Raw genomic sequence first — 21,333 nt, forward strand, 5'->3', positions numbered from 1 at the left:
GACTCATCGAGCCACCGTCCCTCCTGCAAGCTCACGCAAGCGCTTAAAAACCGCGCCACCACTAGCTCGTGAGCCGTCGTGCTCGTACTCGCTAGTGACCCAGGTGCGCAGACCGGGGATCAGCGCGGCAGTGGACATGGAAGTAGTGAAGGGCACGTAGACATCGTTGATATAGACAGCCGCAGCGCCAGGGGTGGTAGTGCCGGTTAAAGCAGACTCGTCGTAGAGCCGGGGCCATTCGACCTCCGCCAAGAGCTCGGCTACCGGCAGCCAGGGACGCAGAGCTGAGTCTTCTTCCAGGCAGGCGCGGCTGAGGTGTTCACCGGAGAGGAGCGTTGGGTCGTCGTCGAAGACGGTTGGCCGTGTGCGTTCTGCGGCCCAGTGGGTGCTGCCGCCGTCGGCCCAACAGGACTCGTGAATGACGGCGTAGAGCGGGTTGCGTGGGTTGAAGGCGAGGCAGGCGGCTAGGTCGGTGCGGAAGGCCCAGGTGTGGGGGTCGCGCTCTAGCAGGTGGCGGAGGGTATCCATGCCGCCGGAGGCCCCCAGGAGGGAGCCGAGGCTGCGCAGGCGCTGCGGGCCGACGGCGTCGCCGTTGGTGGTGTGCAGTTCGCCCCGCTTGGCGCGTTCCATAAGGGCGGCTAGGCGGTCGCGGTCCTGTGGGTAGCGGCGGTAGTGCTCGGCGGAGCGGGCGGCCATGCGCGCCCAGGTGAGTTCGTAGACCTGATCGATGCTGGCGCCGACTGCCGGCAGGCCGCCGGTGAGATAAGCAGTTTCGACGGCGTCGGCGTGGGTGGAGAGGTAACGGGTGACGCAGAAGCCACCGAATGACTGTCCCAGCAAACTCCAACGCTCAATGCCAAGGGCTTTGCGCAGGTCCTCACAGTCCTCAACGATCTCGTCTGCCCGGAAGTGGGTGAGCAGGCGCGCTGTTCCGGCGGCGTTGCCACCGGCGTCAGGACGGTCTACAGGAGTGGAGCGTCCGGTGCCGCGCTGGTCCAAGAGGATGACGCGGTGATGTTCCAGGATGGCACCCAGCCAGCCCAGGCCCGCGTCCGCGCTGGGGCGAGGGGACTCGCAGCCCGGGCCGCCTTGGAGGAAAAGGAGTGGAGGCTTGGCCAGGGGGTCGTTCTGGCCGCCCGCTTCGGCCAGGGTGATTTCGCGGGCATAGACGGTGATGGTGGGGCTGCCGTCCGGAAGGGTGTCCCGATTGCCGGAGCGGTCCAGGGGAACGGTCAGGTGCAGGTCGCGACTGAGCAGCCCAGCAGTGGCCTTAGACCATGGGCTGGCATGGAGGGAAGGCTTAGCGCGGGTTGCTGACACGCTGAGCGTTACTGCCTCAGTGGCTGCGGCGACGGTTGCACTGTCAATCACGTGTCTAAGCTTAGACATATCCGCGCCCACTGGCCGCCGCACCGCCCAAAGTGGCGTTCTTTCAACGCTGCTGCGGCGCCACCACCGCCCTATGGGGGCGAATACGCCAGCTTTAGATGTGGGCAGCCGGACTCAATGCGCTTGGCAACGCGGGCACCAGAACAGGGTCCGCCCAGCCAACTCAGCACGCTGCACTCGCGCCCCACATTTGAGGCAGGGCCGCCCGTCGCGGTGGTACACGTACCAGCGCCCGGCTTCCTGATCTTCTGCAGGCAAGGGGTCAGGCATATCTGCCGCGTCCACGGTGGTGATTAGCCCGGTCTCCACCCCGTGCTCCATTAGCGGCACCAGGTCATCCCAAATCTGGCGCAGTCGCCGTTCACTGACCGCATTGCCGTGCCGGAAGGGATTTACACCACAGCGCAGCAGCGTCTCAGCCCGATAGATATTGCCTGCCCCGGCTAGCACAGACTGGTCCATGAGCAACTCGCCAATGCTGCGACGCCGTCGCCGCACATTGGCCACGAACACTTCTCGGTCACCGTCGCGGCGCAGCGGGTCCGGTCCCAGGCGACGGCGCACAGCGTCCACACCGGCAGCGTCAAGCAGCTCACAGGCGGCAGGACCGGTCAGGTCGGCGCAGCCATGCTCACCCACTAGTCGCAATCGCACAGTGCCGCGCGGCGCAGGAGCCTGCCACTCGCCGACCTCTGGCGCCCCTGAGCTGGCCTCGGCGCCGCCAGGCAAGGCTTGCTCGCCGCGTTCTCCTACCCGACGCCGGGGCGCCCCGATGGCATGCGGGGCAATGAAAGCGGCGTCGCCGTCAAAAGTCCAGGAGCCATATAGCCCCAGGTGGATGCGCAGCCAAAGCACCGCTGGGTCCGCAACCGGCATATCCGCCGCCGGACCGAAGGGCACAAACAGGTGCTTTCCATGCGCGCGGGCATCGAGCAGCACCTGCCCATTAAGCCGCGCGGCGCCCTCAGCAAAACGCCCCTGCGGCGAGCTAGCGCGCAGCCTTTGCCCGCCCCATAGCTCCCGGAGGGCCCCCGCGAGCCGGTGGATGGTGTGACCTTCTGGCAAGGCTCAGTCGCGCTCCGCCTCGAAGGCGCTGATCTGCCCAATGCGGCGCAGGTGCCGCTCGTCGCCACTAAAGGGCTCGGCAATGAATACGTCCACCAGCTGGAAGCAGTAGCTGAGTTCATGCTGGCGGAAGCCGATGGAGATGATATTGGCGTTGTTGTGCTCGCGGGCTAGGCGCGCGGTCTCCTCGTTCCAGACCAGGGCTGCGCGCACGCCGTCGACCTTATTGGCGGCGATCTGCTCACCGTTGCCGGAGCCACCAATCACCACGCCCAGGCTGCCCGGGTCAGCCACCACTGCCTGACCGCAGTCGATACAGAAAGCAGGGTAGTCGTCGAGGGCGTCGTACTCGTGGGCGCCGTGGTCAATAACCTCATGCCCGGCGGCCCGCAGGTGCTCGGCAAGGCGGTTCTTTAGTTCGAATCCAGCGTGGTCTGTGGCGATATGGATGCGCATGGCCTGATTGTGCCGTACCGCCGCAGTGGCACCCAAGTGGCTTCGGTTAGCGTATGCCCATGACTGTTCCTAGCCCTTCCGCTGCTTCCCCCAAACCATCTGCCCCGGTCCTGGCCGGAGTCCTGGAGACCGCCGCACAGGACCCCTCCGTGCGCCCACAAGATGATCTATTCCGGCATGTCAACGGCGCCTGGTTGGCGACGGCAAAGATCCCCGCTGACCGGCCCGCCACTGGTTCCTTCACGGACCTGCGTGACGCGGCAGAACTGGCCTGCCGCAGCATCGTAGAGGAATGCGCGCAGCAGGTAAGCGACGGCGTCGCAGCGCTGGACAGTGATGCCGGAAAGATTGGGGCACTGTATGCCGCCTTCATGGATGAGGAGCGGGCCGAGGCCCTGGGCGCCGCCCCGCTGCAGCCTGAACTGGCTCCGGTGCTGGAGGCTGCTTCCAAGGAAGAGCTGGCGCAGCTATTAGGTGCCCGGGTGGGCATTGGTTTCACGGGCCCGATCGGTGTGGGCGTGGAGGTGGATCTGAACGATCCGGACCGCTACACCACTTGGATGGGCCAGGCGGGCTTGGCACTGCCGGATGAGTCCTATTACCGGGAGGAATCGCAGGCGGAACTGCGTGAGGCCTACGTGGCGCATATCGCCGCGATGCTGCGCCTTGCGAAAGTGGTTGACGCCTTGGCTTCTGGTGAGGCCGACGACGTCGACGCGGCCACCGCGGTGGCGCAGCGCATCATGGCGGTGGAGACGGCGTTGGCGGCGGGGCACTGGGACCGAGTGCGGCTGCGTGACATTGAGCAGATGAACAACCCCATGACCTGGGCCGAGGCCACTGCCTCCGGCTTCCCCTGGGCGCAGTGGCGCTCCGGCGTGGAGGAGGCCGCGCGGGCAGCAGGCACCGGCAGGGGCGTCTTCCTTGACGAGTTGATCGTGGGTCAGCCTGACTACCTGGAGCACATGTCCCAGGTGTGGGAGGAGACCAGGCTGGAGGATCTGCGGGCTTGGGCGGTCTGGCATGTGGTGCACGGTCGGGCAACTTTGCTCTCCCGGGCTTTCGTGGAGGAGAACTTCGCCTTCTACGGCAAGCGGCTGCAGGGCACCGACGAGCTGCGGCCGCGTTGGAAGCGGGGCGTTGGGCTGGTGGAGTCCTGCCTGGGCGAGGCCGTGGGACGGATCTACGTGGAGCGGCATTTCCCGGCTTCGCACAAGCAGGCGATGGAGGCCCTGGTGGCAGACCTGCTTGAGGCTTATCGCCAGTCGATCAGTGAGTTGGAGTGGATGAGCGCGGCCACGCGGGCGCGGGCGCTGGAGAAGCTGTCCATGTTCACGCCCAAAATAGGTTACCCGCAGCGCTTCCGGGACTATTCAGCGGTGAAGGTGACGCCGGGTGACCTCTTGGCGAGCGTCCACAGTGTGGAGGCGGCGGAGCTGGCGCGTGAGCTGGGGCGTCTGGGAGGTCCGGTGGATCGCGATGAGTGGCATATGACGCCGCAAACGGTGAATGCCTACTACAACCCGACCATGAATGAGATCGTCTTTCCGGCGGCCATTTTGCAGCCGCCTTTCTTCTCTCCGGAGGCTGACGACGCCGTCAACTACGCGGGTATCGGGGCGGTGATCGGGCACGAGATTGGGCACGGTTTTGATGACCAAGGTTCCACTTTTGACGGCACCGGCAAGGTGACTGACTGGTGGACCGAGGCCGACCGTGAGGCTTTTAAGTCTCGGACTCAGGCGCTGATCGCGCAGTACGACGCCTATGTACCTGCTGCGTTGGCAGCCCGGGCGGCTGCGGCTGGTGAGGAGGCGCCGCATGTCAATGGCTCTTTGACTATTGGGGAGAACATCGGGGACTTGGGCGGTTTGGGGATCGCCTTGAAGGCTTACCGGCTGGCGCTGGCCCGGGCGGGTATCGACGATGTGGCGGCGGTGCCAGCGGTGGATGGACTGAGCGCGCTGCAGCGCTTCTTCTTCTCCTGGGCAAGGATCTGGCGTGGAAAGAACCGGGACGACTACGCAGAGTTGCTGTTGACGGTCGATCCGCACTCCCCCGCTGAGTTCCGCTGCAATGGGATCGTGCGGAACGTGGATGCCTTTTATGAGGCCTTCGAGCTGGTTCCCGGGGATGCGCTTTGGTTAGCTCCGCAGGAGCGCGTCACGATCTGGTGAGGCACTGCCGAGCTGGTGGGGGGTGGGGATAAGTCCCCACCCCCCACCAGTTTTTCTATAGAAATATGCACCTCAGTTGTGAGTTTCCCACAAATCGAGGCGACACCTGTTACGTCTGTGACTGATGTGACCTGAGCGATTCTTAACAACCTACTTAGCAGCGATCCAGAGTCAAAAGCAACACTTGTATCCGAATTGTGACTAGGAAAGAATTGCGGGGTCAAAGGCATCCCAAGCCTTCCCTGATGAAAACCTGGAGGACAATATGCGTCTTGGACGCCCCCTCGCTCTGACCGCCGCTGCCGTACTCGCTCTCGGCATCGCCGCCCCTGCTGCTGCTGAGGGCAGCAACACCGCCGCTGAGAACAGCAAAGTCACCGTCACCATCGACGCCGTTGGCAATGTCTCGCCTACCGGCACCCACACCTTCACCGGCGCGGGCTGCATTAAGGACGGCAAGCCTGGCACCATTTTGCTCGCCATTGGCCCCAACGAGGATCACCTTGCTCCCGGCGGTCAGGCCATGGCCGACGCTGAGGGCAAGTGGAGTGTAGCCGCGGACATGACCAAGGCTGTCAATGAGTCCAAGGGTGACGCTAAGACTGACCCGTGGTACGTATTCGCGCAGTGCATGTTCTACGGCGGTCAGAAGTCTGACGTTGAGGCCGCTGCTTTCGTCCTGACCCCGATTGGCGGCACGGTGCAGGCCACCGGCGAGGGTGCTTACACGAACTTCGAGGTCAACGCGACCGGCTTCAACCCCAACACTCAGGTCACCTTGGCCTTCTTCCCCTCTGACAAGGACGGCAAGGTCGCCAAGGACGCGACCGGCATCGAGGTTGGCAAGGCTACCTCTGACGCAAATGGTGCCGTTGCCACCAACGTTGGCGCCCCGACTGCTATGGCGGATGGCTACTACGTGCTGAAGATCAGTGGATCCAACGGCGAGGGCGCATTCTTCGACAGCGTTTTCAAGGCTGAGGGCAACCAGTTCGTCAGTGCTACGAAGGCTGGCAGCACCACCACCCCCGCCCCGGCTCCGTCCGAGGCTCCCAAGCCCCTGCCCCAGGAGCAGGCTCCGGCCAAGAACGCCGCCCAGATCACTCCCAAGAAGGAGCTGGCCAAGACCGGTATCGAGGCTCCCGCCCTGGCAATCTTCGCCCTGGGCCTGACCGGAGTTGGCGCCGTCGCCCTCAAGCGTCGCCACGCCTGATCCCTACACTAATGGCCTGTGAAGGAAGAAGAATCCGCCACTGAGGCCACCGACGCCCCCACCCGGGTGCAAGCCGCCAAGCCTGGCGTTCGCACCCGGGTGGGGGCGTTCTACCGCAAACACCGCATCCTGAGCACGCTCTGCACCATCCTGGTCCTGGCTCTGCTCGCAGCAGGCGTGGACTTCGGGGTGCTAATGGCCCGCCCCGAGCGCTTTAATCTTCAGCCCCCCACGGTCACCGGCAGTGCCCCGGAGACCTGGCTCGTGGTCGGCACAGACTCGCGCGAGCACATTCCTGGTGACCAAGGCCCCTTCGGCACTGTGGAACAGGCGGGGGAAGGCAGCCGCGCCGACGTCATCGCCCTGCTGCGATTCCAAGACGGCAAACTCTCAGTTGCCCTGTTACCCAGAGACCTCACCATTGGCGCCAACTTCCTTGAACAAGAACGCCTAACCACGAGTTACCTCCAAGGCCCACAGCACACCGCCGACCTGCTCTGCGCCAACCTGGGCGTGCCCATCAGTCACCTAATCAGCGTGAATATGGCCCAGTTTGCCAAGATCATCGACTCCCTAGGCGGAGTGGACCTTGATATCCCCGAACCCGTGCGCGACGCCTACACCGGACTCAACCTCGAACAAGCAGGCCCAGCCCACCTTGACGGCGTCACCGCCCTAGCCCTGGTCCGCTCCCGGCACCCAGAAGTGCTACGCGATGGCACCTGGGTAGCTTTGTCTGAGGAGGAAGGCGCCAAACGGCGTACCCAATCCGGCGGTACGGTTATGCGTCAGGCGATGACGGCGGCCCGCAACAAAGCTAAGTCCCCCCTTGCCGCCCACTCCTTAGCCCACCAAATCGCAGGAAACACAGGTTTAGACGAAGACCTGGGCCTGCTGGAGCTGCTGCGGCTCGCACGCGCGGCCTCCGCCAGCGAGCAGGTCGATGTCGTCGATGTGCCTGGCCCCATCGTCAACAACACCTTCATCGCCCTGCCCACCGAAGACACCTACCGCGTCCTCAGCGAGCTCGGTTACACCAAAGGTACTTGCACTCCAGCAAGCTGAGCGACGCCGCCTTCCCCTGCACCTAAGCGCCCACGTTTTGGCACTGCCAGCCCTGGTGAGAAGATGGCGCCAGTTCTCCGACCTCGGCGCTGCGACGCCCCGGAACGGACCGCGGTGGACTTCCGCCCCCGCCAACCTCGAAAACTAAAAGGAGCTCAGATGCCTGGTCAGAACCTGACCCGCACCGAGGCGGCCGACCGCGCCGCCGTCGTCACCACGCAGGCCTACGACGTCGTTCTAGACCTCACTCGGGGCGAGGAGGTGTTCGGCTCCACCACCACCCTGCGCTTCAAAGCAACACCAGGTTCCAGCACTTTTGTGGACCTAATTGCCCCCAGCATTCACACCATCTCCCTGAATGGCCAGGCACTAGATCCCGCCGAGGTCTACGCCGACTCCCGCATCTGCCTGACCGGCCTAGCCGCTGACAATGAACTCAAGGTGGAGGCCGACTGCGCCTATATGCACACCGGCGAGGGCCTACACCGCTTCACCGACCCAGCCGACGGCCAGACCTACCTCTACACACAGTTTGAGGTGCCTGACGCCCGCCGCGTCTACCCCTGCTTCGAGCAGCCGGATCTCAAGGCGGCCTTCACCTTCACCGTGACCGCCCCGGCGGGCTGGACTGTCTTCTCCAACTCCCCCACCCCCGCAGCCCAGGCCGTCACCGGCACCGACGGCGCCCCTGCCAGCCGCTTTGCCTTCGCCCCCACCAAGCCGATCAGCACCTACATCACGGCGATCGTCGCGGGGCCTTACGTGGGCCAGACGGACAGCTACACCGCCTCTGACGGTCGCGTAGTTCCCCTGGGCACCTACTGCCGCGCTTCCCTGGCCGAGCACATGGACTCCGAGGAGATTTTAGACCTGACCAAGCGGGGATTTGCCTTCTACGAGGAGCTCTTCGCCACGCCCTATGCCTTTGAGAAGTACGACCAGATCTTCGTGCCCGAGTTCAACGCTGGCGCCATGGAGAATGCGGGCTGCGTCACTCACCGCGACGACTATATTTTCCGCTCTCGGCCCGTAGCAGCCCGGGTGGAGCGGCGTGCAGTGACGATTCTGCATGAGCTGGCCCATATGTGGTTCGGGGACCTGGTCACCATGAAGTGGTGGAACGACCTGTGGCTCAACGAGTCCTTTGCCGAGTACACCTCCACCCTGGCCACGGCTGAAGCCACCCGCTTCACTGAGGCCTGGACCACCTTCCAAGCCGCGGAGAAAGCCTGGGCCTACAACCAGGACCAGCTTTCCTCCACGCACCCCATCGCTGCGCAGATCAACGACCTGCACGACGTAGAAGTGAACTTCGACGGCATCACCTACGCCAAGGGCGCCTCTGTGCTCTCCGCCCTGGTGGCTTATGTAGGCCGGGACAACTTCTTCAAGGGCATCGCCCGCTACCTGGACAAGCACGCCTACGCCAACGCCACCCTGGCGGATCTGCTCACTGAGCTTGAGGTCACCAGTGGCCGGGACCTGAGTGCCTGGACCAAAGTCTGGCTGCAGGAAGCCGGGGTGACCGTGCTGCGCCCCAAACTGGAGGTGGACGAGGCTGGCATTATCACCAGCCTGACGGTGCAGCAGGAGATTCCGGAGGGTTCTCCCGCGACCCCCCGCCCCCACCGCCTAGCCATCGGCTGCTACGACCTGGTGGACGGCGCCCTGGCTCGCACCGCTCGGGTGGAGATCGACGTCGATGGCGCGTCCACGCCGGTGCCCGAGCTGGTGGGCAAGCAGCGCCCAGCCGTGCTGCTGCTAAACGACGAGGATCTTACTTATGCGAAGGTCCGATTGGACGAGGTATCCCTCAGCCAGGGGCTGGAACACATTGCGGCATTCGCAGGTTCTTTGCCCCGCTCCCTAATGTTGGCTTCAGCCTGGGACATGGTTCGGGATGGCGAGCTGGCAGCCACTGACTACCTGCCGGCTGCGCTGGAGGCCCTGAGCGTGGAGGAGCACTCGGGAGTAATCCAGACGCTACTAGCACAGGTATCCACCTGCTTGGGTGCTTATCTGCCGCACCCGGAGCGTGCGGGTGCCTTTGTGGCTACGGCTGACTCGCTGCAGATGCTGCTGGCGGCTGCGCAGCCGGGCTCTGACAAGCAGCTGCAGTTGGCCCGGGCCCTGGCACATACGGCAGTGACCAGCTCGCAGCTCGACGCCGTCGCCGGGATGCTTGCGGGGGCTGTTGTGCCCACGGGCCTAGTGGTGGACCAGGACCTGCGTTGGGAGCTGCTGATTGGCCTGGTGGCTGCCGGGCAGGCTGGCGAGGAGCAGATTGCTGCTGAGGCGGAGCGTGACGTCACCACCACTGGCCTTGAGCGCGCTGCCCAGGCCCGCGCTGCGATTCCCACTGGTCAGGCAAAGGTCGCTGCTTGGAAGGCGCTCGTGGAGGATGCAAGCATTCCCAATGAGACCCAGGTGAAGATGCTGCGGGGCTTTGGAGCTTGCTCGCGCAACCCTGCGCTGTTGGTGCCTTTCGTAGGGGCTTATGCGGAGGTTGTGGACGGCATCTGGGAGTCCCGGACCTTCCACATGGCGGAGAACTTGCTAGCTTCCCTGTGGAGTTGCTTGCCGGTGGGGCTGCCGGGGGTCGACGCCGAAGGCGTGCTGCGTGGCTGGCTGGACTCGCATGCTGCTGCGCCAGCAGCCTTGCGTCGCATCGTCTCTGAGAACCTCGACGACGTGCTGCGCGTAGCCCGAGCCCAGGAAACCGCGCCCCAGGGCTAACCACCCCCTCCCCGCCGCCTTCTCATTCGGACAACCAAATCCCATTCGGACAACGTAAAGCCGTTCGGACAACCTACGACCGCTGCAATGGTTGTCCGAACGGGCGAGCGTTGTCCGAACAGAGGAAGGTTGTCCGAATGTGGGGGTGGTGCCCTGCATTGACGCGCGGGCACTGGATCGGCACACGGCGCTAGTACAGACACACAAGGGGTCCCGGCCACCATCTAGGTGACCGGGACCCACTGTGTCAGCACCTCGAGCTTAGGCGCCTCTGACTGAGCGACTTAGCGCTTGGAGACCTTTCCGGTCTTCCCATCCTTGCCGGCACCAGCCTCAGCGACCTTCTTGCCGGTGGACTTCGCCGCGGCCTCCTGAGCAGCAGCGAAGGCGTCAGTGTCATCGTCCTCGCGGCCCGGAGTCTTGAAGTTGAGCTTCGTGATGAGGAAGCGGAACAGGAAGTAGTAGATCGCAGCGTAGATCAGACCCAGGATGACGATCATGACCGGGCCGGGGAGCGCTGAAGTCGACAACTCGGAGGACTTGCCCCAGTTGATGAAGTAGTCGATAGCACCAGCGGAGAAGGAGAAGCCGTCCTTCACACCCAAGCCATTGGTGATGGCCAGGGAGGAGCCGGTGAGGAGCGCGTGCACCACGTACAGCGGGAAGGCTGCGTAGGCGAAGGCGTACTCAAGGGGCTCGGTTACACCAGTGAGAAGAGCGGTTAGAGCGGTGGAAACCATCAGGGCGCCAGTAGCCTTGCGCTTCTCCGGCTTGGCCGTGCGCCACATGGCTAGGGCCGCCGCCGGGAGGGCAAACATCATGATCGGGAAGAAGCCGGTCATGAAGCCACCAGACCAGGCGTTGCTGCCGCCAACACCGTTGAAGAAGCAGGTGAGGTCACCGTGGAGAGTCTCACCAGCGGCGTTCTTGCAGTCACCGAGCTGGAACCACGGGATGGAGTTCAGCAGGTGGTGCAGGCCGAAGGGGATGAGCAGACGGTTAGCGGTACCAAAGACGAAGGCTGCGATGGCGCCACCAAAGCCACCCTGAGCACCGGCCTCCATGAGCCAGCCACCCAGCTGCTTGTTGATGACCCAGTCGAAGGCGGGGTAGAGGAAAGCCATGAAGATGGCGACGACGATGGCGACCACGGAGGTAATGATCGGCACGAAGCGACGGCCACCGAAGAAAGCCAGCCAGTCAGGCAGCTTCACACGGTAGAACTTCTGCCAAAGCAGAGCAGCGACGATACCCATGACGATACCGCCGAGCACGCCGTAGTTGATGGGGGTTTGAGTGGCCAGGCCGCAAACATTGACGCCCTGGTTCCAGGGCCCAACCTGAGCGATGGTCTCCTTAGCCGGGTCGAGATTGTGGAGGCACTCGAGCGCCTTGGCATCGGGGGCAGCAGGCTTGCCGAGAACCAGCGGAGCCATCACCCACAGCACGTGCTTGTAGACCAGGTAGCCAAAGAGGCCAGCTACACCGGTGGAGCCGTCACCCTTCTTGGCAAAGCCGACGGCGACGCCCACCGCGAAGATAAGAGGCAGGTTGTCAAAGACGGCACCACCGGCGGCGTTGATCAGGTCGGCTACTGGCTGCATCCAAGTCAGGCTCTTGGAAAGGCCGTCAGCACCGAGCATGTCAGCTTGGCCCAGACGCAGCAGCAGACCCGCTGCAGGCAGCGTGGCGATCGGCAACATGAGCGAGCGACCAAGCCGCTGGGCGACGGCAAAGGCGCCACCCGACTTCTTTGTAGTCACGTTTTTCTCCAGATTGGGTTCACGCAGCGACTTTGCTGCGCTCAAGGGAAGCCGCCCTGCTGGGCGACGACGCCGGGCCAGAGTGGTAGAGGTCTGGACCAGTGGTGCTAGAAAAACGCACAATTGCGTCAATTGTCAAGTGAGACGGAGGTGTTTCGTGCACGTTCTGTCAGATCGTGCTGCACAATAGGACCACGGTCCTGACCAGTTGCGACAATGAGGTCAAGCCCCAGGCCACCAGACAATCACTCCTTAGATTCTCATAGCCATGCCACCTTCAAGAGCCAAGTACGTCCAGGTGCGAGACCACCTTCTCAGCGAGGTGCGTTCAAACCTGAGCCCAGGCAGCCCCATCCCCTCGGAGCGCGAGCTCTGCAAGCTCTTCCGCGTCTCCCGAATGACCGTCCGCCAAGCCATTGACACCCTGGTGGTCGACGGCGTGCTGGAGCGGCATCAAGGCAAAGGAACCTTTGTGGCCCAGCCAAAGGTTGACCTACAGGTGCGGCTGACCTCCTTCACCCAAGAGATGCGACGTCGCGGCATGGAGCCCGGCTCGGTCTTCCTGCTGGCCGAGACCATCCCTGCTTCCAACGCCGTCGCTGAGCAACTTGAGCGCGTGCCCGGCACCGCTGTCCACCACCTCCGACGTCTGCTCACCGCCGATTCAACCCCTATGGCCATCGAGGAGAACTGGATCCCCGCCGACGCTCTGCCCGATCTGCTGGACGGCGCCCTGAACTTCTCCGTCTATGAGCGCCTTACTGGCGCCGGGCTGCCACCAGCCTGGGGTGAAGACCTAATCGAAGCCCACGCCGCTACGATCGAGGAGGCTACGCTGCTGAGCGTACGCGAGGGAGCACCAACGCTTGCCATCACCCGCCGCACCTTCCACGAGCACACCGTCATCGACTACTCGCATTCCATCTACCGCGCAGACCGCTACGCCCTGTGGGTCCCGGTCGCTGTCCCTGCCCCCGCCGTCTCCCGTCCCACCCCCAGATCCAAAGGAGCCGCATCGTGAAGCCTGACGTTCGGGCCATTGTTGCCGCCCTCGGCGGCGCGGAGAATATCGACTCGCTGGAACCCTGCACCACCCGCCTGCGTGTGGAAGTACTAGAGCCGTCCCGCGTGGACCGCACCGCCTTGCGCCGCGCGGGGACGCACGGCGTCTCAGTAATTGGCCGCGTGGCGCAGGTGATTGTGGGCCCCAATGCCGACCTGCTCTCCACAGATATAGCGGAACTCTTGGCCCCGCCGCAGCACAGCAAGCAATAATCGCTGGACAGCCAGGCGCCGGCGAGTACTATTTCGACTGGTATGGACCACTGACGCTCTGCCGGGCAACGTGGCCCACCGCAGCCAAAATCCCCCGGCACCGCCGGCCACAACAGGAGGCATCTATGTCCCAGGCTCAGCAGATCGTCGACGCCCTCGGCGGATTCGACAATATCAATGAGATCGAGCCCTGCATCACCCGACTGCGCTGCGAGCTAGAGGACATCAGCCTCCTAGACGAGGCGGGCCTCAAGGCTGCTGGTGCGCACGGCGTGCTCAAGGTGGGCGACACCGTCCAGGTCATCGTCGGCCCCAACGCCGACACCATTGCGGAGGACATCGAGGACCTGCGTTGACCCTCACCGTAACCGCTCCCCTAGCGGGCAAGCTGGTCGCGATTGAGGAGGTCCCCGATCCGGTCTTTTCCGGCAAGTTTGTGGGCCCTGGCATCGCCGTCGACCCGGAACGCGACGGCGAGCTCACCGCAGTAGCCCCTATCAGCGGGCGGGTCGTAAAGGTCCACCCCCACGCCTTCGTGATCGTCTCCGACGACTCCAAGGGCGTGCTAGTACACCTAGGCCTAGACACGGTCCAACTCGCTGGCGAGGGCTTCAAAGTCCTGGCCAAGGAAGGCGATCAGGTCAAGGCTGGCGACCCTATGGTCACCTGGAACCCCGCACAGATTGAGGCAGGTGGGCGCAATCCCATTGTCCCGATCATCGCCTTGGAAACCGAAGAAGCCGACCTAACTCTCCCAGAGCTTGGCTCCGCCGTCACCCCTGGAGACAGGGTGCTGACCATCAAGTGACTCAGGGCTGCCCGGCAGCAATGTGCCGTGCAGCCCCGCGCTAAGCACCACCATCCGGCAGCAGAGCGGCCCGCTCCCCCTAAGGGAACGGGCCGCTCTGCTGCGCTTGCTGCGCTGAACTAGTTGTGCCGGATTTGCCGCGCCTTGCTTAGCCGCGCCTTGCGTGGCCATGCCTCGTTCAGCTGCGCCTTGGGCCGCCGCGTCTTATTCCACCGCGTTCAGCCCTGCCGCGGCCCTCAGAGCTGCCGCTGCGCCAACTCGTCCCGCACCGCTGCCAGCAGGCTGCCAAGGCGCACAGAGTTGGGGAGGTCCTCCACCAAGACTGCCTCACCCGAGCCATCCGCCAGCGGAATCCGCCAGTTCGGGTACTCCTTGTCTGTGCCAGGCTGGTTCTGGGTGCGCCGCTCGCCTACGCCGTCGACCAGAGAGACGCCAATCAACGCTGACGGCGTGCGCACCACATAGCGATGCAGGGCCTCCACAATCTCCCGCTCAGTTGGCTCCTCGCCTAGCAGGCCGTGCTCTCGCAGGCGCGCAATCATGCGGTCGCGCTCGACACGAGCCTCCGCCCGCACCTGCTCCACAGGGTCCGTAAGCAAGCCCAGGCGCTGACGCAACTCCACATGCTCGTCCGCCAGGTAGCCGGCAGTAGGCGGCAAGTCGTGCGTGTTCACCGTAGACAGAGCTAGACGCCGGTAGGCCTCAGGCTGCAGCGGCCAGCCGTCCCCCTGCTTCTCAAACCAGAGCACTGAAGTGCCCAAGACTCCCCGGGCAGTCAGGTACTCGCGAGCCCACGGCTCCACGGTGCCCAGGTCTTCACCAATGACGACGGCGCCAGCCCGGTGCGCTTCCAGCAGCAGCACTCCCACCATCGCCTCGTGGTCGTAACGGACGTAGGCACCCTGGTCGGCGCCCATGCCTTCGGGAATCCACCACAGGCGGAACAGCCCAATCACATGGTCCACCCGCAAGGCTCCGGCATGACGCAGAACCGTGCGCACCATCTCCCGCAGGGGCCTAAAGGCGCTCTCCGCAAGGTACTTGGGGCTCCACGGCGGCTGGGACCAGTTCTGCCCCAGCTGGTTGTACATATCCGGCGGAGCACCAACGTGAATACCAGCAGCAAAGGCATCAGGCATGGACCAGACATCGGCGCCACGCGGGTGCACTCCCACTGCCAGGTCATCCATGATGCCCAGCGCCATGCCTGCGGCCAGTGCTTGCTGCTGCGCGCGTTCAAGCTGCTCGTCGATAACCCACTGCATCCAGGCGTAGAACTCAATTCGGTCAGCCAGACTGCGGGCCTCGTTGGCCACATGCGCCGAGCTAGCGTCTTTGAGGTTGGCGGGCCAGGTGGCCATATCCCCGTACTTTTCCGTCAGCGCGCACCAGAGTGCAAAACGCTCCAGCCCATCCCCCTGCTCCGCCCGGAAGCGCTCAAAGTCCCGTTGGCGGGCGCGGGAGCGGCCAGCAGAGAAAATGACTTCCAGGGCTTCCCGCTTGGCCTTCCACACCTCGTCGCGGTCAATGGGGGTGGTCTCTAGGTTGCGGTCACGCACTTCTTGCTGAGCCCACTGCACCAAGGAGCGGCGCGGGCCAGATAAGCGAGCAACTTCTAGAATATTTTCTGGGCGAATGTAGATCGGGTTCACGAAGCGGCGAGTGACCGGCAGATATGGCGACGCCGTCATTGGCCCGGCAGGCTCAGCTGCGTGCAGCGGGTTGATGAGCAGGAAGTCTGCGCCCTCGTCCCCCAGGAAGCCGGCCAGTTCCGTGAGGTCGTCGGCGTCGCCAATTCCCCAGGAGGCTCGCGAGCGCACCGAGTAGAGCTGCGCCATAACGCCCCAACCGCGCTCCCCCAGCGCCTGCGGCAGTTCCAGATGGTCCGGGGTGATGGCTAGTGGCGCAGTGACCGTGCGGGCGGGCTCAGCCCCCTTGGCGCGGATCTCCGCTACCAGGGTGTGCCAGCCCAGGGGCAGATCGGTAGGGAGGTCAAAGGCGGCGCGACCGGTTAGCACGCCGTCGACTACACGGGCCCGCGTCCAGTCGTCGGTCTGCTTGAGCCAGCGCTCGCCGCCTTCTTCCAGCTCCACGTGGACGGAGACATCGGCGCCGTCGGGCACGTGCACGCGCACGGTCTCGGCCTTGCCGCGGCGGGTCACGATGCAGGCGGGTAGGGCCTGGCGCCAGGGGGCCAGGTCGGCGTCGGTGAGGGAGGCCGCGATTTCCTCCTCAGTGGTGGCGGCGATGCCTAGGGCCCCAAGCACGGCCTCCAGGGTCTGTCTTGAGGGTGAGGCTAGGTTGCCGTGGTAGTCCCAGTACTCGGTGGATACGCCGTGCAGGTCGGCTAGGCGGATCAGGCTTTCACTGGGGGCTTGGGCAGATACGTTGGGCTGGGACATCGCGTATGAGGCCTCATTGCTCTCGCGCGCGGTGCGCGCTCGGTGGACGGGAAGGGCGGGTGACGGACGGGGCCGCCGTACCAGACTCAAGCATGCCGCGCCCTGCAATGGATTGCACGCCGCACCCCAACATTCAGACAGACAATAATGCAAAGCTTTCAGGTCCTTGCTGCCCGCCGCTTGGGTCATTCCACGCAGTCGCGGGGGCCGGAATCGGTAGTTATCCTCAGCGCAGAACCGCCACCGTGTCCCACGTCTCAGGGCACAATGGGCCGAAGTTCGTTAATACGCGCTAGCCAGCCGACCCAAGGAGCACCGATGGCCACCTCCGACCAGACCCGCACCCAGCTTTCCGGCATCGGCGTGAGCCCAGGCCTGGTGGCCGGACCTGTTGCCCGCATGGCGCCAGGCGTCCCTGAGCCAGAGATTGAGGTGCTCGACGCCGCCCGAGACCTAGACCGCGAGTGCGAGCGGATCGCGGATGCGGCCCTGGCCGTCAAGAAGCGCCTGGAGCTTTCCGCCGCTGAAGCCAAGGGTGAAGGCCGAGCACTGCTGGAGATGACGGCGCAGATGGCCGCAGACCCTACGCTGACCTCCTCCGCCCAGGCCATGGTGCGTGAGCGCCGCCTAGTGCCAGAACGGGCCGTGTGGGAGGCCGCAGGCACCCTATCCGCCATGTTGGAATCCCTGGGTGGCTATATGGCGGAGCGCACTCGGGATGTCGCTGACGTGCGCGACCGGATTGTTGCAGTCCTGACTGACTCCCCCATGCCCGGCATCCCCAGCATGCCTGAGCCTTTTGTACTGGTGGCTGAGGACCTAGCTCCGGCTGACACGGCTCTGCTAGACCCGGAGAAGGTCGTGGCTTTTGTGACCAGTGAGGGCGGCCCGACCTCCCACACGGCGATCCTGGCGCGGTCTTTGGGCATGCCCGCAATCGTGGGCGCTGGCACTGCCGTGACCGACCAGCTGTTGGAGGGCACGATTGTCTTGGTGGATGGCACCAAGGGCTTTATCACCCTTGAGCCCTCTGAGGAAGAGTTGCGCCATGCCAGAGAGTTGGCCAGCCGGGTGCGCGAGTTCAATGGCGACGGCGCCACGAAGGATGGGCATGAGGTCCAGCTGCTGGCGAATGTGGGCGATGGTGCTGCCGCCCGCTCAGCTGCGGAGGCCAATGCCATGGGGGTTGGCCTGTTCCGCACGGAGTTCTGCTTCCTGGACCAGCCCACTGAGCCCACGGTGGAGCAGCAGGTAGCTGCATACACGGAGGTTTTGGCGGCCTTCCCAGGCAAGAAAGTGGTGGTGCGCACCCTGGATGCCGGCGCGGACAAGCCCCTGCCCTTCCTGACTGACGCGACTGAGGCCAACCCGGCGTTGGGTGTGCGCGCCTACCGCACGACCCGTCGTGACCCGGAGGTGCTGGAGAACCAGTTGGAGGCTCTAGCGCAGGCTCAGGCTGCGACTGAGGCAAAGGTGTGGGTCATGGCTCCCATGATTTCCACGGTTGACGAGGCCAAGGCTTTCACTGAGGCCGCGCGGGCCCATGGTCTGTCCACTGCCGGCATGATGATTGAGGTGCCCTCGGCTGCGATCATGGCGGACCAGATGTTCGAGTACGCCGACTTTGCCTCGGTGGGCACGAATGACCTCACTCAGTACGTGATGGCGGCTGATCGACTGTTGTCCTCCCTGGCGGATCTATCCACTGCCTGGCAGCCGGCAGTGCTGCGCTTGATTAAGCAGGCCTGCGATGGTGCTGCCCCCAAGGGCCGTCCGGTGGGTGTGTGTGGTGAGGCTGCGGCGGACCCGGCCCTGGCGGCGGTCCTGGTGGGCTGCGGCGTGGCCAGCTTGTCTATGACGGCGCGGGCCCTGCCAGATGTGGACGCCGTGCTCAAATCCGTGACTCTGGCTGAGTGCCAGGACTTGGCCAGCTTGGCGCTGACTGCTGCCACCGCCGAGGCCGCGAGGGATGCAGTGCGCGCCCAGCTGCCCATTCTGGAGGAACTGGGCCTGTGACGGCGCCTTATCCAGTTCCCCTAGCCACTGAGGAGCCGCTTGGCGCGGTCACCCGTGTGCTGGCGCTCAGCGCCGCTGAGGGGGAAGACGCTTTCACCGGCAATTGTTTGCCGCAGTTATCTGGCCGCATTTATGGTGGTCAGGTGGTGGCGCAAGGGCTGCTGGCTGCTGCTGCCACCATGGTTGACGACGGCGATGGTGAGCGCTTACCGCACTCCGTGCACGCTTATTTCATGCGTGGCGGCAAACCTGATCGACAGGTTGGTTTTGCGGTGGAACGGATGCATGACGGCCGTTCCTTCTCGCAGCGGCGCACTACGGCGATGCAGGGTGGCAGACCAATCCTGACTATGGTCACCTCCTTCCAGGAGTTGCAGTCAGGCTTGGTGGTGCAGTTGCCTGCGCCGTCGGTCCCTAGCCCAGATGAGGTGCCCAGCGCCCTCGAACTGTTCCGCACGATGGACCACCCGGTGGCCAAGTATCTGGGTCGCACGGCGGCTTTTGACTTGCGGCATGTGGAGGGCACGCTGTACTTGCAGCCTGCACCGGAGCGGGACGGGCGCCAGCACCTTTGGATGCGGGCGCGCGGAAAAGTGCCAGTAGAGACGAGTCAGACGGTGCACCGGGCGCTGCTGGCTTATGTATGCGACCAGGTGATGCTGGAACCAGCGCTGCGCAGCCAAGGCTTGTGTTGGCGCAGTGAGGGCATGAGCCTGGCGACTCTCGACCATGCCCAGTGGTTCCATCGGGATGTCAATGTGGCTGACTGGCTGCTGTTTGTGCAGGACTCGCCTACCTCTCAGGGTGGGCGGGCTATGGCGCGGGCCCAGGTTTTTGACTCTGCGGGGCGTTTGGTCTCCACGATTGCGCAGGAAGGCATGATCCGTATGCCTGACGCAGGGCATTCCGGCAGTGGGCGCTGGACGGTCCGCATGGATGGCGAGGGAGCCTAGGTCTTGGCGCAGCTTCGCGCGTGCCTGGGGACTCCCGTAGGCTGGGCGGCAGTGCGCAGTGACGCCGGAGCGGCAAGCCCCGCCATCGCTGCGCAACAGCATCCGCACCTCCTATGAAAGGCGCACAGCAGAAGTGGCTGAGTACATCTACTCCATGATCAAGGCCCGCAAGGCCCACGGTGACAAGGTAATCCTGGACGACGTCACCATGTCCTTCTTCCCCGGGGCGAAGATCGGCATGGTCGGTCCCAACGGCGCTGGTAAGTCCTCCATCCTCAAGATCATGGCGGGCTTGGACCAGCCCTCCAACGGGGAGGCTCGTCTGACCCCTGGTTACAGCGTCGGCATCCTGTTACAGGAGCCGCCACTCAACGAGGAGAAGACTGTGCTGGGCAACGTTGAGGAGGGCGTGGCTGAGATCAAAGGCAAATTGGACCGCTTCAACGAGATCTCTGCCGCCATGGCCGATCCCGACGCCGACTTTGATGCCCTCATGGAGGAGATGGGCAAGCTTCAGGACGAGCTGGATGCTGCCAATGCTTGGGACCTGGACTCTCAGCTGGAGCAGGCCATGGACGCGCTACGCTGCCCGCCGCCGGAGGCGGAGGTCAAGAACCTCTCTGGTGGTGAGCGCCGCCGCGTGGCCCTGTGCAAGCTGCTCCTAGAGGCCCCTGACCTGCTGCTCCTTGACGAGCCCACCAACCACCTAGATGCCGAGTCCGTGCTTTGGCTTGAGCAGCACCTGAGCACCTACAAGGGTGCGGTTATTGCCGTCACCCACGACCGCTACTTCCTGGACCACGTGGCCCAGTGGATCGCGGAAGTGGACCGGGGCCACCTGTACCCCTACGAGGGCAACTACTCCACTTACCTGGAGACCAAGGAGAAGCGCCTGGAGGTCCAGGGGAAGAAGGACGCCAAGCTTGCCAAACGCCTCAAGGAGGAGCTGGAGTGGGTGCGTTCCTCCGCAAAGGGCCGCCAGACTAAGTCCAAGGCCCGTCTGGCCCGCTATGAGGAAATGGCGGCGGAGGCCGAGCGGACCCGCAAGCTCGACTTTGAGGAGATTCAGATCCCGCCAGCCCCGCGCCTGGGCAATGTGGTGCTGGAGGCCAGTCACCTGAGCAAGGGTTTTGATGGCCGCACCCTGATTGACGACCTGTCTTTCACGCTGCCGCGCAACGGCATTGTGGGAATTGTGGGGCCCAACGGCGTTGGTAAGACCACGCTGTTCAAGACGATTGTGGGCCTGGAGCCGCTGGACTCAGGGGAGCTAAAGATCGGCAAGACGGTCAAGCTTTCCTACGTGGACCAGACTCGCGCGGGGATTGACCCGGACAAGACCTTGTGGGAGGTCGTCTCTGACGGCTTGGACTACATCAAGGTGGGCCAGGTGGAGATGCCTTCACGCGCCTATGTGGCGGCTTTCGGTTTTAAGGGCCCGGACCAGCAGAAGCCTGCGGGGGTGCTTTCCGGTGGTGAGCGCAACCGCTTGAACTTGGCGCTGACGCTTAAGCAGGGCGGTAACCTGATTCTGTTGGACGAGCCCACCAACGACCTAGACACTGAGACCCTCGGCTCCTTGGAGAACGCGCTGCTGAACTTTGCGGGCTGTTCCGTGGTCATCACTCACGACCGCTGGTTCCTGGACCGCGTGGCCACCCATATCCTCGCGTGGGAGGGCGACGACGAGAACCCGGCCAAGTGGTACTGGTTCGAGGGGAACTTCGCCTCTTACGAGGAGAACAAGATCAAGCGCCTAGGCGCGGAGGCCGCCCGCCCCCACCGCGTCACCTACCGCAAGCTCACACGCGATTGAGCCGAGGGCAGCCGAGCTTGCTCGAGTTGCCGAGGCGATTGAGTGGTGTTGTAGGCCGTAGGCCGAGCACACGCGATTGAGCCGAGGGCAGCCGAGCTTGCTCGAGTTGCCGAGGCGATTGAGTGGTGTTGTAGGCCGTAGGCCGAGCACACGCGATTGAGCCGAGGGCAGCCGAGCTTGCTCGAGTTGCCGAGGCGAT

General features: G+C 64.3%; 16 protein-coding genes. 11 read left to right on the forward strand and 5 right to left on the reverse strand.

The genetic code is table 11. The features are described 5' to 3' along the window. Window positions 1-3: 3 nt before the first annotated feature. From DR039_RS01735 to DR039_RS01745, 3 genes are all read right to left on the reverse strand, one after another. Window positions 4-1,320, reverse strand: coding sequence for an alpha/beta fold hydrolase (locus tag DR039_RS01735; RefSeq protein WP_229116762.1), 1,317 nt, complete (start codon window positions 1,318-1,320; stop codon window positions 4-6). Between the two features lie 183 nt (window positions 1,321-1,503). Continuing rightward, window positions 1,504-2,454 carry an Fpg/Nei family DNA glycosylase gene (locus DR039_RS01740; RefSeq protein ID WP_111835669.1) on the reverse strand — a complete coding sequence of 317 codons (951 nt, stop codon included), beginning with the start codon at window positions 2,452-2,454 and terminating at the stop codon, window positions 1,504-1,506. Window positions 2,455-2,457: 3 nt separating this feature from the next. Further along, window positions 2,458-2,910 carry a ribose-5-phosphate isomerase gene (locus DR039_RS01745; protein WP_111836001.1) on the reverse strand — a complete coding sequence of 151 codons (453 nt, stop codon included), beginning with the start codon at window positions 2,908-2,910 and terminating at the stop codon, window positions 2,458-2,460. Window positions 2,911-2,969: 59 nt separating this feature from the next. On the opposite strand from DR039_RS01745, the gene DR039_RS01750 reads away from it, so the two are divergent. The 4 genes from DR039_RS01750 (at window position 2,970) to pepN (ending at window position 10,101) form a co-directional block, all read left to right on the forward strand. Beyond that, a complete protein-coding gene (locus DR039_RS01750; RefSeq protein ID WP_111835670.1) occupies window positions 2,970-5,087 on the forward strand; it encodes a M13 family metallopeptidase in 2,118 nt (705 codons plus the stop codon). 265 nt (window positions 5,088-5,352) lie between these two features. Continuing rightward, window positions 5,353-6,300: a hypothetical protein gene (locus tag DR039_RS01755; protein ID WP_111835671.1), complete on the forward strand. Its 948-nt coding sequence runs from the start codon at window positions 5,353-5,355 to the stop codon at window positions 6,298-6,300. 18 nt (window positions 6,301-6,318) lie between these two features. Further along, window positions 6,319-7,365 carry an LCP family protein gene (locus tag DR039_RS01760; protein WP_111835672.1) on the forward strand — a complete coding sequence of 349 codons (1,047 nt, stop codon included), beginning with the start codon at window positions 6,319-6,321 and terminating at the stop codon, window positions 7,363-7,365. Window positions 7,366-7,524: 159 nt separating this feature from the next. Next, window positions 7,525-10,101: an aminopeptidase N gene (gene pepN / locus DR039_RS01765; protein WP_111835673.1), complete on the forward strand. Its 2,577-nt coding sequence runs from the start codon at window positions 7,525-7,527 to the stop codon at window positions 10,099-10,101. Between the two features lie 284 nt (window positions 10,102-10,385). On the opposite strand, the gene DR039_RS01770 is transcribed toward pepN, so the two are convergent. Further along, window positions 10,386-11,804, reverse strand: coding sequence for a PTS transporter subunit EIIC (locus DR039_RS01770; RefSeq protein WP_111836002.1), 1,419 nt, complete (start codon window positions 11,802-11,804; stop codon window positions 10,386-10,388). A gap of 328 nt (window positions 11,805-12,132) precedes the next feature. Here DR039_RS01770 and DR039_RS01775 point away from each other — a divergent pair, with 328 nt between their 5' ends. The 4 genes from DR039_RS01775 to DR039_RS01790 all read left to right on the forward strand — a co-directional run bounded on the left by DR039_RS01775 (window position 12,133) and on the right by DR039_RS01790 (window position 13,947). Continuing rightward, window positions 12,133-12,885 (forward strand): GntR family transcriptional regulator, encoded by a 753-nt coding sequence (locus DR039_RS01775; protein ID WP_111835674.1) that lies wholly within the window; start codon window positions 12,133-12,135, stop codon window positions 12,883-12,885. Then, complete coding sequence (locus DR039_RS01780; protein ID WP_111835675.1) at window positions 12,882-13,139, forward strand: PTS transporter subunit EIIB; 258 nt, start codon at window positions 12,882-12,884, stop codon at window positions 13,137-13,139. The genes DR039_RS01775 and DR039_RS01780 overlap by 4 nt, the downstream gene beginning before the upstream one ends. A 125-nt stretch (window positions 13,140-13,264) precedes the next feature. Further along, on the forward strand, window positions 13,265-13,495 hold the full coding sequence (locus DR039_RS01785; RefSeq protein WP_111835676.1) for a glucose PTS transporter subunit EIIB: 231 nt from the start codon (window positions 13,265-13,267) through the stop codon (window positions 13,493-13,495). Next, the gene (locus tag DR039_RS01790) at window positions 13,492-13,947 is read left to right on the forward strand and encodes a PTS sugar transporter subunit IIA (RefSeq protein ID WP_111835677.1); all 456 of its coding nucleotides are present in this window, start codon (window positions 13,492-13,494) and stop codon (window positions 13,945-13,947) included. Before DR039_RS01785 ends, DR039_RS01790 begins: the two co-directional genes overlap by 4 nt. Before the next feature lie 236 nt (window positions 13,948-14,183). Here DR039_RS01790 and malQ read toward each other — a convergent pair whose 3' ends face one another. Next, on the reverse strand, window positions 14,184-16,349 hold the full coding sequence (malQ, locus tag DR039_RS01795) for a 4-alpha-glucanotransferase (RefSeq protein WP_111835678.1): 2,166 nt from the start codon (window positions 16,347-16,349) through the stop codon (window positions 14,184-14,186). 318 nt (window positions 16,350-16,667) lie between these two features. On the opposite strand from malQ, the gene ptsP reads away from it, so the two are divergent. The 3 genes from ptsP to ettA all read left to right on the forward strand — a co-directional run bounded on the left by ptsP (window position 16,668) and on the right by ettA (window position 21,134). Continuing rightward, window positions 16,668-18,365 carry a phosphoenolpyruvate--protein phosphotransferase gene (ptsP, locus tag DR039_RS01800; RefSeq protein ID WP_111835679.1) on the forward strand — a complete coding sequence of 566 codons (1,698 nt, stop codon included), beginning with the start codon at window positions 16,668-16,670 and terminating at the stop codon, window positions 18,363-18,365. Beyond that, window positions 18,362-19,318 carry an acyl-CoA thioesterase gene (locus DR039_RS01805; RefSeq protein ID WP_111835680.1) on the forward strand — a complete coding sequence of 319 codons (957 nt, stop codon included), beginning with the start codon at window positions 18,362-18,364 and terminating at the stop codon, window positions 19,316-19,318. The genes ptsP and DR039_RS01805 overlap by 4 nt, the downstream gene beginning before the upstream one ends. Window positions 19,319-19,451: 133 nt before the next feature. Continuing rightward, window positions 19,452-21,134 carry an energy-dependent translational throttle protein EttA gene (gene ettA, locus DR039_RS01810; protein WP_111836003.1) on the forward strand — a complete coding sequence of 561 codons (1,683 nt, stop codon included), beginning with the start codon at window positions 19,452-19,454 and terminating at the stop codon, window positions 21,132-21,134. Window positions 21,135-21,333 lie beyond the last annotated feature (199 nt).

This window comes from Actinomyces bovis (assembly GCF_900444995.1).
Classification (GTDB): Bacteria; Actinomycetota; Actinomycetes; order Actinomycetales; family Actinomycetaceae; genus Actinomyces; species Actinomyces bovis.

What these genes read in the sequence shown, in the direction of transcription:
- DR039_RS01745 (WP_111836001.1), bottom strand. Translation starts at nt 2,910, where the DNA reads ATGCGCATCCATATCGCCACAGACCACGCTGGATTCGAACTAAAGAAC.
- DR039_RS01750 (WP_111835670.1), top strand. Translation starts at nt 2,970, where the DNA reads ATGACTGTTCCTAGCCCTTCCGCTGCTTCCCCCAAACCATCTGCCCCG.
- DR039_RS01755 (WP_111835671.1), top strand. Translation starts at nt 5,353, where the DNA reads ATGCGTCTTGGACGCCCCCTCGCTCTGACCGCCGCTGCCGTACTCGCT.
- pepN (WP_111835673.1), top strand. Translation starts at nt 7,525, where the DNA reads ATGCCTGGTCAGAACCTGACCCGCACCGAGGCGGCCGACCGCGCCGCC.
- DR039_RS01770 (WP_111836002.1), bottom strand. Translation starts at nt 11,804, where the DNA reads ATGTTGCCGATCGCCACGCTGCCTGCAGCGGGTCTGCTGCTGCGTCTG.
- DR039_RS01775 (WP_111835674.1), top strand. Translation starts at nt 12,133, where the DNA reads ATGCCACCTTCAAGAGCCAAGTACGTCCAGGTGCGAGACCACCTTCTC.
- DR039_RS01785 (WP_111835676.1), top strand. Translation starts at nt 13,265, where the DNA reads ATGTCCCAGGCTCAGCAGATCGTCGACGCCCTCGGCGGATTCGACAAT.
- malQ (WP_111835678.1), bottom strand. Translation starts at nt 16,349, where the DNA reads ATGTCCCAGCCCAACGTATCTGCCCAAGCCCCCAGTGAAAGCCTGATC.
- ptsP (WP_111835679.1), top strand. Translation starts at nt 16,668, where the DNA reads ATGGCCACCTCCGACCAGACCCGCACCCAGCTTTCCGGCATCGGCGTG.